We start from the raw sequence: 14,405 nt of genomic DNA, 5'->3' as shown, positions 1-14,405 counted from the left end.
GCGCAGCCGCGCCGCCGTCAGGCGCGAAGCCGGCCTCGGCGTCCACGACGACGACGGCCGCCGGGGCCCACGGTACGCCGCATGAGCTCGAGCAGCTTCTCGGCCGAGGTCGCCCAGTCGTAGCGGGCCGCCACCTCGACGGATGCCGCGGAGCGCCGCTCCCACTCCCCGTCGCGCTCGAGCGCCCACAGCGCGCCGACGAGCGACTCGGGGCTGGCCGGGTCGAAGTACAGCGCTGCGTCGCCGCCGATCTCGCGGAAGATCGGGATGTCGCTGACCACCACGGGGGTGCCGAGCCGCATGGCCTCGACGAGCGGGATGCCGAACCCCTCGGCACGGGACGCGTGCACGAGGGCGGTCGCACCCGCGAGCAGCTCGGCGTACGCGGCATCCGTCACCCCGTCGTGGAAGACGAGCCGCGCCTGCGGGGCGAGCCGCGTGAGCCGGGTGCGCTCGTCTGGGCTGATGCGGCTCAGCAGGTGCAGCTCGTGGTCGGGAAGGGCTGCGACGGCCAGCACGAGCGTGTCGACGTTCTTGTACGGCATGTAGGAGCCCATGTACACGAGCCGCTTGCCCGCGGGTCGCACGCGCGGCAGCGCCGGCGCACCCAGGTCGTCGGCCGCATTCGGGACCACGGTGACCGGCCGCTCGGTAAGGTGATGGTCGCGGATGAGGGCCGCCGTGGTCTCGGACACGGTGACGACGGCGTCGGCGCGATTCAGGAGCATCCGCTGCGGCCACCAGGCCAGGTGGTACAGGCGCCAGAGCAGTCGCACGGGCGCCGGCAGGTCGCGCGGCGGCGTGCGGTTCTCGTAGTAGATGAGGTCGTGCACGGTGAGCAGCAGCTTGTAGTCGCGGCCCCACGAACCCATGGTCTGCATGGGCGTGAAGACGAGGTCGGGGCGGAGCTTCCTGACCTGCAGCGCCACGAGCGGCTCGCGGACGCTCGTGGGCGAGCTCACGAGCTGCCAGGGCAGCGCCGGGAGCATCTCGAGCTGGCGGTGATCGCTGATGAGCATGGTCAGCGGATGCCGCTTGCCGAGCTCGGTGACGATGCCCGCCGTGAACCGGCTGATGCCGTCGTGGTGTCCGATGCGGACGTACCGGCAGTCGACGACGATCCTCACGCCCGCGCTCCGGAGCGCAGGAACCGCAGGGTCCGCGTCGCCGCGTCGCCCGGAGTCTCGTAGTGGATCAGGTGCCCGACCTCGGGGATGACCTCGAGCGTCGCGTCGGGGAACAGGGTGACGAGGCGGCGCTGCGCCTCGATGGGCGTGACGTCGTCGCGCTCGGCGGCGACGAGCAGGGTGGGCACCTGGATGTCGCGGGCGAACTCGCTGACGTCATGGCCCACCGAGGCCCGGAACGCCTCGAGCACCGCATCGCGGTCGCCGAACGCCGAGAAGTAGCGGTCGTGCTGGTCGTGGATCCAGCGGCGCAGCGTCTTCGACCTCGTCTTCGCCATGGTGACGCTCATGACCCGCACGATCGCGCCGTTGCGCAGCAGCGCGAATCCGGCCCGCTCGGGGAGCGCCGCCGCGGTGCGGTAGTACAGCACCGCGAGCCGCGTCATCACCGCGCGGGGGCCCTCGAGGGCGGGCGCGCCGATGGGGTTCACGAGCACGAGCCGCTCGGGTGCGAGGCCGCGCGCGACGGCGGCGGCCGCGACGATCGAGCCGAACGAATGGCCGAGCAGCACATAGGAACCCGTGATGCCGACGGTGTCGATGAAGGCCGCGAGCCAGTCGGCGTAGGCCTCGATGTCGTGGGGGCGGCCGGCGAACGTCGCCGACTCCCCGAAGCCGGGAAGGTCGGGCGAGACGATGCGGAAACCGGGCAGCTGGGCGACGACGGGCTCGAGGCCGTGGTGGTCGCCGCGGAAGCCGTGCACGAGCACGAGCACCGGGGCATCCGCCGCTCCGTACTCCCACCACGCCGTCTCGGTGCCGTCGACGTCCACGCGATGCCCGCGCACGGGGATGCGAGCGAGCTGCTCGGCGTACGGGGAGGCGATCATCCCCGCCATTCTACGGCGCGCCCCCTGCGCGCCTGACGGTGGGCGCCCGTAGCCTTCGTCCATGGATGTCCCCCCGCGCGCCCACTGGGCGAACACCCTGGCCGTCTTCGATCTCGAGACCACCGGCATCGACGTGGACACCTGTCGCATCGTCACGGCGCACGTCGGCGTGATCGGCGTGAGCGGCGAAGTGCTCGAGCGGCGCGAGTGGCTCGTCGACCCGGGCGTCGAGATCCCCACGGCGGCCTCGCTCATCCACGGCGTGAGCACCGAGCGGGCTCGCCTCGAGGGTCGGGTCGCGGCGATCGCGGTCGCCGAGATCATCGAGGCGCTGAGGGATGCTGCGACGAGGAGCCTGCCGATCGTCGCGTACAACGCCGCCTACGACCTCACCGTGCTCGCCCGCGAGGCGGAGCGCTACGGCCACGCTCCCCTGCCCGGCCCGGCGCCGGTCATCGACCCTCTCGTCATCGACAAGGCCGTCGACCGGTACCGTCGCGGCAAGCGAACGCTGAGCGCGACGGCCGCGCACTACGGGGTCGCTCTCCCGAACGCGCACGACGCCGGCGCCGACGCCGTGGCCGCCGGTCGCGTCGCGCAGGCGATCGCCCGCGCGTATCCCGAGCTCGCGGCGATCGCGGTGGCCGACCTGCACGCCCGCCAGGTCGACTGGTGCCTCGAGCAGGCCGAGAGCTACCAAGCGTGGCGCCGCGCGAACGGCGAGCCCGAGTTCACCACGTCGGGCGCGTGGCCGGTGCGCTGACGCCGCCGCGCGCCGCTCGCGCCCGGCGCCCTGCGTTTTGCGAGTCGCAGGACGACACGCCCATCCGCGCGCGCGACACGCCGCGCCGCCGCGGATTCTTCCTGCAACTCGTCAACAACCCGAGCCTGCGGCGCGCCCAGGCACGGCGAAGGGCGGGCGACCCGCCCTTGACGTGGCAGCTGCCACTTGCCGGCGTCACTCGGGGTGCAAACGCCCCTCGGTCGGACTCTCGCGCCGAAACGCGCGCCGATACTTCACCACGAGCCAGATGCTGTATACGAGGTTCAAGACGACGGCGACGACCAGCACCCAGAACCACGGCGACGTCGTCCGCGCGAGGACCCAGAATACGAACAAGAAGAACGGTGAGAAGACGATCGCGACCCACGCGGAGATCAACTTATACCGCGGGTCCCTTCCGAGCACATTCAGCGACTGGTTCAGTGATGGCGATCCATCGGGGGTCAACATTGCCTCCATCGGCGGTGCGCTACGGCGGGTTCCGGACACCATGGTAGGTCCATCCCAGACACACCGAGGGGCCCTGCCGGATGGCGTGGCAACGGAGCTTTCTAGGTGAACATCCTGGACGCGATATTTGCTACCCCGATGATCACGAAAGGTGGCCCGACAATCACGAAACCAACAAGGGCCCAGCGCAGATTACGTGCCGTGTAGACCCGATCACCGATCTTCTTTCCCCAAACCTCAGTGCCTCGCCGCCTGAAGAAGTCGGCGAGACGATCCGGATGGCGGAGGCCATATATGCCCAGCAGAGTGAACGCTAGTGACAACACCGTCAGGACGATGACCTCGACGGTCGGTAGGCCGTTCAAGGATTCACTCCCCTAGCTACGCCGAAAGCCTCGCCGTTCGAGGCGAGGCTTTCGATGCGTGACAACCGAGCTTTCGATCGGTGGCAGGTGTTACTTGCCGAAGTTCTTGAAGCGCTGGTTGAACTTCTCGACGCGTCCGGCCGAGTCCATGATGCGCTGCTTGCCCGTGTAGAACGGGTGCGATGCCGACGAGATCTCGACGTCGATGACGGGGTAGGTCTCGCCGTCGAGCTCGATCGTCTTGTCGCTCGTGACGGTCGAGCGGGTGAGGAACGTTTCGCCCGAGGCGAGGTCGCGGAAGACGACGGCGTTGTACTCGGGGTGGATGTCGGTCTTCATGGAGACTTCCTTGCTGATCGGATGATGTTCGGAATCCCACCCACGAGCACGCGCACGGTGGCGGGAAAGCATGGTGGCCCACGGGCCAGCTATCGATTCTAGCAGAACCGACGCGCTCGCACGTCGCGCCGGTCAGGCGGCGGCCGCCCGTGCGGCGTAGCGCTGGTCCTGCTCGGTGAGCTCGATCGGGATGCCGAAGGTCTCGGTGAGCGACTCCGACGTGAGCGCCTCGTCGATCGGTCCGGCCGCGACGATCTTGCCGTGGGCGAGGAGCATGGCGTGCGTGAAGCCGGGCGGGATCTCCTCGACGTGGTGCGTGACCATGATGATCGCCGGCGACGCGGGCGAGGAGGCGTAGCCGCCGAGGAGTCCGACGAGTTCCTCTCGAGCACCGAGGTCGAGGCTCGCGGCCGGCTCGTCGAGCAGCAGCAGCTCGGGATCGGTCATCACCGAGCGTGCGATCTGCACGCGCTTCTGCTCGCCGTCGGAGAGGCTGCCGAAGCGACGCTCGGCGAAGCCCTCGAGGCCCCACTCCTTCAGCACCCGGTTGGCGCGACGCAGGTCGATCTCCTCGTACTCCTCGTTCCACCGGCCGATGACCGAGTAGGCCGCGGTGAGCACGGTGTCGAGCACGGACTCGTTGCGCGGGATCTTGCGCGCCATGGCGGTGGAGGCGAAGCCGATCATCGGGCGGAGCTCGAAGACGTCGACCTTGCCGAGCGCCTCCTGCAGCACGTCGGCCGTTCCCTTCGACGGATGCATCGCCGCGGCGGCGATCTGCAGCAGCGTGGTCTTGCCGGCCCCGTTCGGACCGAGGATCACCCAGCGCTCGTCGGAACCGACGCTCCACGTGATCGAGTCGAGGATCGCATTGCCGTCTCGAACCACCGACACATCGTGGAACTCCAGAACCGTGCTCGCCATGCCACCAATGCTATCGGGATGGAACGGAGCCTCCGGCGCACCCCGTGACCGCCCCGGGGCATCCGCCCGGCCGCTCGCCCCGCTCATCCGGCGAGCACCCGGTCGTAGACGTCGCGGGTGCGCGCGGCGATGGCGTCCCACGCGAACCGGTCTTCGGCCCGGCGACGGCCCGCTTCGCCCATGGCGCGCGCCGCCGCGGGGTCGTCGATCATCCGCGTCAGCGCGGCGGCGAGGTCCGCGACGAAGGCGTCGGGGTCCAGGGGCGTGCCGGTCCCGTCGTCGGCCTGCTCGATGGGCACGAGCACACCGGTGACGCCGTCCTCGACCACCTCGGGGATGCCGCCGGTCGCCGTGCCCACGACGGGCGCGCCGCACGCCATCGCCTCGAGGTTCACGATGCCGAGCGGTTCGTACACGGATGGGCACACGAACGTCGTGGCCGCCGTGAGCAGCGCCGTGAGCTCGGCCCGCGGAAGATGCCGGTCGATCCAGACCACGCCGCTTCGCTCGGCGCGCAGCTCCTCGACGAGCCCGGTGACCTCGGCCATGATCTCGTCGGTGTCGGGCGCCCCGGCGCAGAGCACGAGCTGCGCGTCGTCGGGCAGCAGCCGTGCCGCGCGCAGGAGGTACGGCAGGCCCTTCTGCCGGGTGATCCGCCCCACGAAGACGACCGACGGGCGGTCGGGGTCGAGTCCCAGCGCCCGAGCGGTGTCGGGGTCGTGGTTGGGCCGCCAGTCGGCGAGGTCGATGCCGTTGTAGACCACCTCGACGCGCGCGGGGTCGATCGCCGGGTAGGCGCGGAGGATGTCGCGTCGCATGCCGGCGCTCACCGCGATCACGGCGTCGGCGTCCTCGAAGGCGGCGCGCTCAACCCACGACGAGAGCCGGTATCCGCCGCCGAGCTGCTCGGCCTTCCACGGACGCAGCGGCTCGAGGCTGTGCGCCGTGACGACGTGCGGCACGTCGTGGAGGCGCTTGGCGGTGAATCCGGCGAAGTTCGCGTACCAGGTGTGCGAGTGCACGACGTCGGCTCCGGCGGCGTCGCCCGCCATGAGCAGGTCGACGCCCATGGTGCCGAGTGCGGCATTGCTGCTCGAGAGCTCGGCGGGCGTCGCGTAGGCGAACGTGCCGGGTTCGTCGCGCGGCGCGCCGAAGCAGCGCACCAGCACGTCCACGTCGCGCCGCAGGGCGCGCACGAGTTCGGCGACGTGCACCCCCGCTCCGCCGTAGACCTCGGGTGGGTACTCGCGGGTGAGCAGGTCGACGCGCATGCAGCAACGCTAGCGCAGCGGCATCCGCCATCGGCATGCGGCGGCGGCACCCGTCAACCCCATCGTCATGCCCCGACTTCGACCCACGACCGAGGCATCCTCTGACTACGCTGGGGGCATGGCCACGCGCAAGGTTTTCGGCATCGTCCTCGCCGGCGGCGAGGGGAAGCGTCTCATGCCACTCACCGAGGACCGCGCGAAGCCCGCGGTGCCGTTCGGCGGCCAGTACCGGCTCATCGACTTCGCCCTGTCGAACCTGCTCAACTCGGGCCTTCGCCAGATCGTCGTGCTGACGCAGTACAAGTCGCACAGCCTCGACCGGCACGTCTCGCAGACCTGGCGGATGGGCCCGCTGCTCAACTCGTACGTCGCCTCGGTGCCCGCCCAGCAGCGGCTCGGCAAGCGGTGGTTCTCGGGGTCGGCCGATGCCATCCTGCAGAGCCTCAACCTCATCTACGACGAGCAGCCCGACATCATCGTCGTCGTGGGCGCCGACCACGTCTACCGCATGGACTTCGCCCAGATGATCGACGCGCACCTCGAATCGGGGCTCGCCGCCACGGTCGCGGCGATCCGTCAGCCGATCACGCTCGCCGACCAGTTCGGCGTCATCGAGGTCGACCCGAAGCAGCCCGATCGCATCCACCGATTCCTCGAGAAGCCCAAGGACCCCGTCGGTCTGCCCGATGCGCCGCACGAGGTCCTCGCGTCGATGGGCAACTACGTGTTCGACGCCGACGCCCTCATCGACGCCGTGCTCCGCGACGGCGAGCGCACCGACTCCAGCCACGACATGGGCGGCGACATCATCCCGGCGTTCGTGGCGCAGGGGCGAGCGGGTGTCTACGACCTGAAGCGCAACGACGTGCCCGGTTCCACCGACCGCGACCGCTACTACTGGCGCGACGTGGGGACCATCGACTCGTTCTTCGAGGCCCATCAGGACCTCATCTCGGTGCTGCCGGTCTTCAACCTCTACAACCGTGAGTGGCCGATCTTCAGCCAGCAGTTGAACTCGCCGCCCGCCAAGTTCACGCGCGATGCGCGGGGCACGCTCGGCACCGTGATCGACTCGATCGTCTCGCTCGGCTCCGTCATCTCCGGGGCGCACGTCGAGCGCAGCGTGCTCGGTCCCTGGGCGATCATCGGTTCGGGCGCGCACGTCGCCGACTCCATCGTGTTCGAACGGGCGCGCATCGACGCCGGCGCCACCGTGCAGCGCGCCATCCTCGACAAGGAGGTCGTCGTCGAATCGGGTGCCCGCATCGGGGTCGACCGCGCCGAAGACCTGGCGCGCGGCTTCAGCGTGACCGACAGCGGCATCACGGTGGTCGGCAAGGGTTCGAGGGTTCGGGCCTCGGCGTGACGGGCGACGACCTCGGCCGCGTGGGCGGCCCTCTCGTCGTGCTCGACGCCGACTCCACGCTCATCCGCGAGGAGGCCATCGAACTGCTCGCGGATGCCGCGGGCAGCCTCGAGCTCGTCGCGGCCGTGACCGAGCGTGCCATGCGCGGCGAACTCGACTTCGCCGCCAGCCTCCGTGAGCGGGTCGCGACGCTGGAGGGGCTCGATGTCGCCGTGTTCGAACGGGTCCGCCCGCAGCTGACGCCGACGCCGGGCGTGCAGGAGCTCATCGACGGGGTGCATGCCGCGGGCGGGCGCATCGGCGTGGTGTCGGGCGGCTTCCACGAACTCCTCGACCCGCTCGCGACGCGCCTCGGCCTCGACTTCTGCCGCGCCAATCGGCTCGGGGTCGCCGACGGGCGGCTCACGGGCCGGGTCGAGGGTCCGATCGTCGACGCGCACGCCAAGGCGACGTCGCTCGACGAGTGGGCGGAGGCGAGCGGCATCCGTCCCGACCGCACGGTCGCGGTCGGCGACGGCGCGAACGACCTCGAGATGCTGGGGCGGGCGGCGCTCGGCATCGCGTTCTGCGCGAAGCCGGTCGTGCGCGAGCGAGCGGATGTCGCCATCGACCGCCCCGATCTGAGCCAGGTGCTGGCGCTCCTCGGGCTCCGGGGCTGACCTCTTCGCACCCGGTCGACGCGTGGACGCGCCGGGGGCTGGCCGCGTCGACGATCGCGACGTAGCATGTGCCCATGTCCGGACGACTCGTCGCACGTGCATTCACCGCCGCAGCCCTGACGGGCCTTCTCGCGTTCACCGCCGCGGGTGTCGCGCAGGCCGCGAGCTCGCCGCCGGTCGGCGGCCCGGTCGAGGACCTGATCGGGTTGCCCGACGGGTTCCGGCCCGAGGGCATCGCGATCGACCCGCGCGGCATCGCCTATCTCGGCTCCCTGGCCGACGGCGACATCTACGCCGCCGACGTGCGCACCGGCGAGGGCGAGGTCATCAGCGAGGGCCCCGACACCCCGTCGGTGGGGCTGAAGGTCGATCGGCACGGCCGCCTGTTCGTCTCGGGCGGGCCGTCGGGCAGCGCCCGGGTGGTCGACACCGCGACCGGCGACGTGCTCGCGAGCTACCAGTTGACGACGAACCCGTCGTTCGTCAACGACGTCGTGCTGACCCACGACGGTGCGTGGTTCACCGACAGCATGCAGGCGCAGCTGTACTTCCTGCCGATCGATCCGTCGGGCGCGCTGCCCGGCACCTCGGAGGTCGTGACTCTCCCGCTCGGCGGGGACTGGGTGCAGCAGCCGGGCTTCAACGCGAACGGCATCGAGACGACGGCCGACCGGAAGGCGCTGCTCGTCGTGCATTCCTCGACGGGAACGCTCTTCCGCGTGGATCCCGACTCGGGTCAGGCGACCGCGGTCGACCTCGGCGGCGCCCTGCTCCTGAACGGCGACGGGCTGCTGCGCTCGGGCCGCACGCTCTACGTGGTGCAGAACCAGCTGAACACCGTCGCGGTGCTCGAGCTCGGCGCCAAGGGCTTCAGCGGCCGCGTCGTCGACACGCTGACGAGTCCGACGTTCGACATCCCGACGACAGCCGCCGCATACGGCCGCAGCCTGTTCCTGCCGAACGCGCGGTTCAGCACGCCACCGACATCCGACACCGAGTACTGGGTGACGCGCATCGACCGCTGATCGGTCGCGGGCTAGTGCCCCATCCCGAGTCCACCGTCGACGGGGACGACCGCACCCGAGATGTACCCGGCGTCATCGCCGGCGAGCCAGGCGACGACCTTCGCGACCTCCTCGGGTGAGGCGAAGCGCCCCAGCGGGATGCTCTTCAGGTATTCCGCCTTCTGCGCCTCGGGGAGTTCGTCGGTCATGTCGGTCTCGATGAATCCCGGTGCGACGACGTTCGCGGTGATGTTCCGGGCCCCGAGTTCACGGGTGAGCGAGCGGGCCATGCCGACGAGGCCCGCCTTCGACGCGGAGTAGTTGACCTGCCCGGCCGAGCCGTAGAGGCCGACGACGCTGGAGATGAGCACGATGCGTCCGAACCGCCCCTTGAGCATGCCCTTCGAGGCGCGCTTCACGACCCGGAACGCGCCGGTGAGGTTCGTGTCGACGACGCTCGTGAAGTCGTCCTCGCTCATCCGCAGGAGGAGGGTGTCGCGCGTGATGCCGGCGTTCGCCACGACGACCTCCACGGGGCCGAGGGCCGACTCGACCTCGGTGAAGGCCCGGTCGACGGATGCGGCATCCGTGACGTCCGCTCGCACCGTGAGCGAACCCTCGGGGCCCTCGCCCGAGCGTGCCGTGACGGCCACGCGGTGCCCCTGCGCGAGGAACTCGCGGGCGATCGCGTGCCCGATCCCCCGGTTGCCACCGGTCACGAGGACGGTGCGGCTCGTCGTCATGCTGGACTCCTTCTGCGGTGCGTGCTGGGGTGCCGTCCCGGGTGCCGGGGGCGGCGGGGCCCTGGGCCCGTCCCAGCATAGAGGCTGACCGATCGGGGCATCCGTCGGGCGCAGACGGACGTAGGCTTGATGGAGAGGAGTGCCGCCCGACCCGCGGCGTCCACGATGAAGCAGCACCAGACGATCACCTCGCTGCCGCCTTCGCCGGAGGCGGAGCGACGCGCGCGCATGATCAGGTACACGATCGCGATGTCGATCCGTGTCGCGTGCATCTTCGCCATGCTCTTCGCGCAGGGCTGGTGGCTGGTGGTCTTCGCGGCGGGCGCCGTCTTCCTGCCGTACGTGGCGGTCGTGCTCGCGAACGTGAGCGGTCCGTCCCGCGACACCGAGGTGCTGCGCCCCGGGGGCATCGTGCCGGTCACTCCCCCGCCCGGCGGTGCGGGCGCCGCGCCGAACGCCAGCCCGCCCGACGACGCCGGCCGTCACGACGACGGCCGCGGTGCCGCGTGATCGGCGGCATCGGGGCGGATGCCGCCCAGGGCGTCTGCTCGCGCGCGGCGTGCCGCGAGCCGGCCGCGTGGCGCATCGACTGGCAGAACCCCCGGATCCACACGGGTGACCGCTGGAAGACGTGGCTCGCCTGCGACGAGCACGTCGACTACCTGCGCGGGTTCCTCGAGGCCCGGTCGTTCCCGGTGCGCCTCGGCCGATTCGAGGCAGGCGCGACGGATGCCGCAGCGGAGGCCGGCTCGTGAGGGAATGGTCGTTCCTCAGGTCGCCGCGATGGGCGGGTTACCTCGCCCTCGTCGTCGTCTTCGCCGTCGCGAGCTCGGCGCTCGGCGTCTGGCAGTTGAACCGCCGCGCCGAGGCGCTCGCCGAGGTGGCGCGCATCGACGCGAACTACGACGCCGAGGCGGTGCCGGTCGCCGAGGCGCTGCCCGACCCCGCTGCGTTCGACATCGACCAGCGCTGGCTCGTCGTGGCGCTCGACGGCGAGTACCTCGCCGACGAGGAGGTCGTCGTGCGGAACCGCCCGTTCGAGGGCAGCTCGGGCTTCGAGGTCGTGACGCCGTTCCGGCTCGACGACGGCACCGTCTTCATGGTCGACCGTGGCTGGATCGCGCAGGCGTCCGACGGCCGACCGAGCGACTACGCCGCGCCGCCGCCGGGTCACGTCGAGATCGAGGCGCGACTGAAGGCCGGCGAGGACCGCATTCCCGGGCGCACCTCCTCGGGCGACGAGCTCGCCACCCTCGACCTCGCCGAGCTCGCCGACCGGGTCGACGCGCCCGCGTACACGGGCGCCTACGGGGTGCTCGTGCAGTCGGGGGCCGACGCCGACGAGCCGCCGCTCGCGGCCGCTCGCCCGGTGCGCGACGAGGGACCGCACCTCTCCTACGCGCTGCAGTGGTTCGTCTTCGCGCTGATGGCGTTCGTCGGCCTCGGGTGGGCCGCGAACCAGGAGCGGCGCGCGCTCGCGGAGGCATCCGCCTCACCCGACGCGCCGGCGACGCGACGCGAGCCGCGCAAGCCGCCGCGCGAACGCCGAGATGCCGACATCGAGGACGAGATCCTCGACCGGCGATAGGTGCCGGATCTCGATTCGGCGTCTCGCCGCCGCACCGCTGCTCAGGCCAGCTCGATGAGCTCCTGGTACTCGCGACTCCAGTGGTCCTCCGTGCCGTCGGGCATGATGAGCACGCGCTCGGGGTTCAGCGCCTCGACCGCACCGGGGTCGTGCGAGACGAGCACGACAGCGCCCTCGTAGTGGGCGAGCGCGTCGAGGATCTCGGCGCGGCTCGCCGGGTCGAGGTTGTTCGTCGGCTCGTCGAGCAGCAGCACGTTCGCGCCCGACACGACGATGGTCGCGAGCGCGAGCCGGGTCTTCTCGCCGCCCGAGAGCACCCCGGCCGGCTTGTGCACGTCGTCGCCCGTGAACAGGAACGATCCGAGCACCTTGCGCGCCTCGGTCTCGGTGAGGTTCGGTGAGGCGCTCACCATGTTCTGCAGCACGGTGCGCGTCACGTCGAGCGTCTCGTGCTCCTGCGCGTAGTAGCCGATGCGGAGCCCGTGCCCCGGTTCGACGACCCCGGTGTCGGCTCGGTCGACTCCCGCGAGGATGCGCAGCAGCGTGGTCTTGCCGGCGCCGTTGAGCCCGATGATGACGACCTTCGAGCCGCGGTCGATGGCGAGGTCGACGGCCGTGAAGATCTCGAGCGAGCCGTAGCTCTTCGAGAGGTCGCTCGCCGTGAGCGGGGTGCGACCGCACGGCGCCGGTGTGGGGAAGCGCAGCTTCGCCACCCGGTCGACGGCGCGCACCTCCTCGAGGCCCGCGAGGAGCTTCTCGGCGCGGGCGACCATCTGGTGCGCGGCGGCGGCCTTCGTCGCCTTCGCGCCGAACTTCGCCGCCTGCGCCTGCAGTGCCGACGCCTTCTTCTCGGCGTTGGCGCGCTCCTTCTTGCGGCGTTCCTCGTCGGCTGCCCGCTGACGCAGGTAGTGCTTCCAGCCCATGTTGTAGATGTCGATGATCGACCGGTTCGCGTCGAGGTAGAAGACGCGGTTCACGACCTCGCCGACCAGCTCGACGTCGTGGCTGATCACGATCACGCCGCCCTTGTAGTTCTTGAGGAACTCGCGGAGCCAGACCACCGAATCGGCGTCGAGGTGGTTCGTGGGCTCGTCGAGGATCATCGTCTCGGCGTCGGAGAAGAGGATGCGCGCAAGCTCGATGCGGCGGCGCTGGCCGCCCGAGAGGGTCTTCAGCGGCTGGTCGAGGATGCGGTCGGGCAGGTTGAGGTTCGAGGCGATGGATGCGGCCTCGGCCTCGGCGGCGTACCCGCCGAGCGCCGTGAAGCGGTCGGTGAGGTTGCCGTACTTGCGCATCGCACGCTCGGCCACCGCCCCGTCGTCGCTGGCCATGGCGACGGATGCCTCGTGCATGCCGAGCGCGAGGGAACCGAGTCCGCGCGCATCGAGAATGCGCGTGCGTGCGAGCATTTCGGGATCGCCCGATCGCGGGTCCTGCGGCAGGTAGCCGATCTGGCCGGATCGGTCGATGCGCCCGGCCGTCGGGAGCGTCTCGCCGGCGAGCGTCTTGGTGAGGGTCGTCTTGCCCGCGCCGTTGCGTCCGACCAGGCCGACCTTGTCGCCCGCGGTGACGCGGAAGTCGACGTGCTCCATGAGCACGCGTGCGCCCACGCGGATCTCGAGATCATGGACGGCGAGCACGGTGAGCCTCCGGGCGGATGACGGTGTGGGAGCGTGCCGACGGGCACAGCCTCCCAGTCTATCCCGCTCCTCGAGGGCCGGGTTGCACCGCCGACCGTCGGATGTCACCGGCATCCGCCAGACTCGTGGCATGCCGAAGCCACCCAGCGCCGCGCGGCTGCGCGCGGCACGCCTCGAGTCGCACGGTCTGCGCACCGGCCTGCCCACGGTCGCCGATGCGGTGCGCCGCCTCGGCGCCGTGCAGGCGCAGGACTTCACGGCCGCGAAGTGGGTGCTGGGCGCGCGGGTGCCCGGGTCGGTCGCGACCGACGTCGACGCGGCCGTCGAGTCGCGCGAGATCGTGCGCTCATGGCCGATGCGCGGCACGCTGCACGTGCTGCCCGGCGACCGGTTGCGACCGATCCTCGCGATCACCGGCCCGCGCGTGCTGCAGCAGGTCGCGACGCGGCACCGGCAGTTGGAGCTCGATGCGCACACGTACCGGCGCGCACGCACGGTGGCCGAGGCCGAGCTCGCCGGCGGCGCCGCGCGTTCCCGCGATGAGCTCCAGGCCGCCTGGGAGGCGGCGGGCATCGACACGCGCGGCCAGCGCGGGTATCACCTCATCTCGTGGCTCGCCCATGACGCGGTCGTCTGCTGGGGGCCGGTCGAAGGGCGCGGGCAGCGGCTCGTGCTGCTCGACGAGTGGCTGCCACGACCGGCGGCCGCCGAGGATCGCGACGAGACCCTCGCCGAACTGTTCCGCGCGTACATCGCCGGTCACGGCCCCGCGACGGTCCGCGACTTCGCGTGGTGGAGCGGCCTCACGCTCGGTGACGCGCGGCTCGCCAGCGCCGCCGCGGGCGACGCGGTCACGCCCTTCGACGACGATCGCTTCGTCGCGACGGATGCCGGGTGGCCGGCCGATCCCGAGTCGCCGACGCCGCGGGCGGTCGCCGGCCTCGCCCTCGCGCCCTTCGACGAGTACTTCCTCGGCTACACCGAGCGCGACGCGGTGTGCGATCCGGCGCACGCCGGGCGCGTCATCCCCGGCGGCAACGGTGTCTTCCAGTCGATCCTCGTCGCAGGCGGACGGGTCGTGGGCACGTGGCGGCGCGGTCGCGGTCGCGACGCGACCTCGGTCGTGCTCGAGGGCTTCGACGCGGCATCCGCCCTCGATCCGGCGACATTCACGGCGTCGCTGCGAGCGTGGGCCCGGTTCTGGGGCCACCCGCTCGGCAGCGTGACCGTCGCCTGAACGCGGACCGGGCGGCAC

Annotated in this window: 16 protein-coding genes; 8 read left to right on the top strand and 8 right to left on the bottom strand. The window is 71.2% G+C overall.

From position 1 onward, the window contains the following. Positions 1-17: 17 nt before the first annotated feature. A complete protein-coding gene (locus EZM51_RS04140; protein WP_136706981.1) occupies positions 18-1,127 on the bottom strand; it encodes a glycosyltransferase family 1 protein in 1,110 nt (369 codons plus the stop codon). Then, on the bottom strand, positions 1,124-2,017 hold the full coding sequence (locus EZM51_RS04135) for an alpha/beta hydrolase (RefSeq protein WP_136706980.1): 894 nt from the start codon (positions 2,015-2,017) through the stop codon (positions 1,124-1,126). Before EZM51_RS04135 ends, EZM51_RS04140 begins: the two co-directional genes overlap by 4 nt. A gap of 61 nt (positions 2,018-2,078) precedes the next feature. Here EZM51_RS04135 and EZM51_RS04130 point away from each other — a divergent pair, with 61 nt between their 5' ends. Next, on the top strand, positions 2,079-2,780 hold the full coding sequence (locus tag EZM51_RS04130; RefSeq protein ID WP_136706979.1) for an exonuclease domain-containing protein: 702 nt from the start codon (positions 2,079-2,081) through the stop codon (positions 2,778-2,780). Between the two features lie 195 nt (positions 2,781-2,975). Here the strand turns inward: EZM51_RS04130 and EZM51_RS04125 are convergent, their stop codons facing one another. The 4 genes from EZM51_RS04125 to glgA all read right to left on the bottom strand — a co-directional run bounded on the left by EZM51_RS04125 (position 2,976) and on the right by glgA (position 6,150). Then, positions 2,976-3,260, bottom strand: coding sequence for a hypothetical protein (locus EZM51_RS04125; protein ID WP_136706978.1), 285 nt, complete (start codon positions 3,258-3,260; stop codon positions 2,976-2,978). A gap of 446 nt (positions 3,261-3,706) precedes the next feature. Beyond that, complete coding sequence (locus tag EZM51_RS04120; protein ID WP_136706977.1) at positions 3,707-3,955, bottom strand: type B 50S ribosomal protein L31; 249 nt, start codon at positions 3,953-3,955, stop codon at positions 3,707-3,709. A 132-nt stretch (positions 3,956-4,087) separates the two neighbouring features. Continuing rightward, a complete protein-coding gene (locus EZM51_RS04115) occupies positions 4,088-4,879 on the bottom strand; it encodes an ABC transporter ATP-binding protein (RefSeq protein ID WP_136706976.1) in 792 nt (263 codons plus the stop codon). An 83-nt stretch (positions 4,880-4,962) separates the two neighbouring features. Next, complete coding sequence (gene glgA / locus EZM51_RS04110; RefSeq protein WP_136706975.1) at positions 4,963-6,150, bottom strand: glycogen synthase; 1,188 nt, start codon at positions 6,148-6,150, stop codon at positions 4,963-4,965. A 118-nt stretch (positions 6,151-6,268) separates the two neighbouring features. Between glgA and EZM51_RS04105 the strand changes: the two genes are divergently transcribed. The 3 genes from EZM51_RS04105 (at position 6,269) to EZM51_RS04095 (ending at position 9,200) form a co-directional block, all read left to right on the top strand. After that, a complete protein-coding gene (locus EZM51_RS04105) occupies positions 6,269-7,516 on the top strand; it encodes a glucose-1-phosphate adenylyltransferase (protein WP_136706974.1) in 1,248 nt (415 codons plus the stop codon). Then, entirely contained in the window at positions 7,513-8,175 is a 663-nt protein-coding gene (serB, locus tag EZM51_RS04100) for a phosphoserine phosphatase SerB (protein ID WP_248305455.1), read from the top strand. Before EZM51_RS04105 ends, serB begins: the two co-directional genes overlap by 4 nt. 74 nt (positions 8,176-8,249) lie before the next feature. Then, entirely contained in the window at positions 8,250-9,200 is a 951-nt protein-coding gene (locus EZM51_RS04095) for a superoxide dismutase (RefSeq protein ID WP_136706973.1), read from the top strand. Positions 9,201-9,211: 11 nt separating this feature from the next. On the opposite strand, the gene fabG is transcribed toward EZM51_RS04095, so the two are convergent. Beyond that, positions 9,212-9,922 carry a 3-oxoacyl-[acyl-carrier-protein] reductase gene (fabG, locus tag EZM51_RS04090; protein ID WP_136706972.1) on the bottom strand — a complete coding sequence of 237 codons (711 nt, stop codon included), beginning with the start codon at positions 9,920-9,922 and terminating at the stop codon, positions 9,212-9,214. Between the two features lie 165 nt (positions 9,923-10,087). On the opposite strand from fabG, the gene EZM51_RS04085 reads away from it, so the two are divergent. The 3 genes from EZM51_RS04085 to EZM51_RS04075 are packed head-to-tail and all read left to right on the top strand — an operon-like array spanning position 10,088 to position 11,510. Next, positions 10,088-10,432: a DUF3099 domain-containing protein gene (locus tag EZM51_RS04085; protein WP_136706971.1), complete on the top strand. Its 345-nt coding sequence runs from the start codon at positions 10,088-10,090 to the stop codon at positions 10,430-10,432. Then, positions 10,429-10,677: a hypothetical protein gene (locus tag EZM51_RS04080; RefSeq protein ID WP_248305454.1), complete on the top strand. Its 249-nt coding sequence runs from the start codon at positions 10,429-10,431 to the stop codon at positions 10,675-10,677. Before EZM51_RS04085 ends, EZM51_RS04080 begins: the two co-directional genes overlap by 4 nt. Next, positions 10,674-11,510: an SURF1 family protein gene (locus EZM51_RS04075; RefSeq protein ID WP_169053786.1), complete on the top strand. Its 837-nt coding sequence runs from the start codon at positions 10,674-10,676 to the stop codon at positions 11,508-11,510. The genes EZM51_RS04080 and EZM51_RS04075 overlap by 4 nt, the downstream gene beginning before the upstream one ends. A 41-nt stretch (positions 11,511-11,551) precedes the next feature. Here EZM51_RS04075 and EZM51_RS04070 read toward each other — a convergent pair whose 3' ends face one another. Further along, positions 11,552-13,150: an ABC-F family ATP-binding cassette domain-containing protein gene (locus EZM51_RS04070; protein ID WP_136706969.1), complete on the bottom strand. Its 1,599-nt coding sequence runs from the start codon at positions 13,148-13,150 to the stop codon at positions 11,552-11,554. A gap of 130 nt (positions 13,151-13,280) precedes the next feature. On the opposite strand from EZM51_RS04070, the gene EZM51_RS04065 reads away from it, so the two are divergent. Next, a complete protein-coding gene (locus EZM51_RS04065) occupies positions 13,281-14,387 on the top strand; it encodes a winged helix DNA-binding domain-containing protein (RefSeq protein ID WP_169053785.1) in 1,107 nt (368 codons plus the stop codon). Positions 14,388-14,405: the final 18 nt, after the last annotated feature.

The sequence above is a fragment of the Agromyces sp. H66 genome, assembly GCF_004959775.1.
Classification (GTDB): domain Bacteria; phylum Actinomycetota; class Actinomycetes; order Actinomycetales; family Microbacteriaceae; genus Agromyces.
This window is presented reverse-complemented; position numbering and strand designations above follow the sequence as displayed.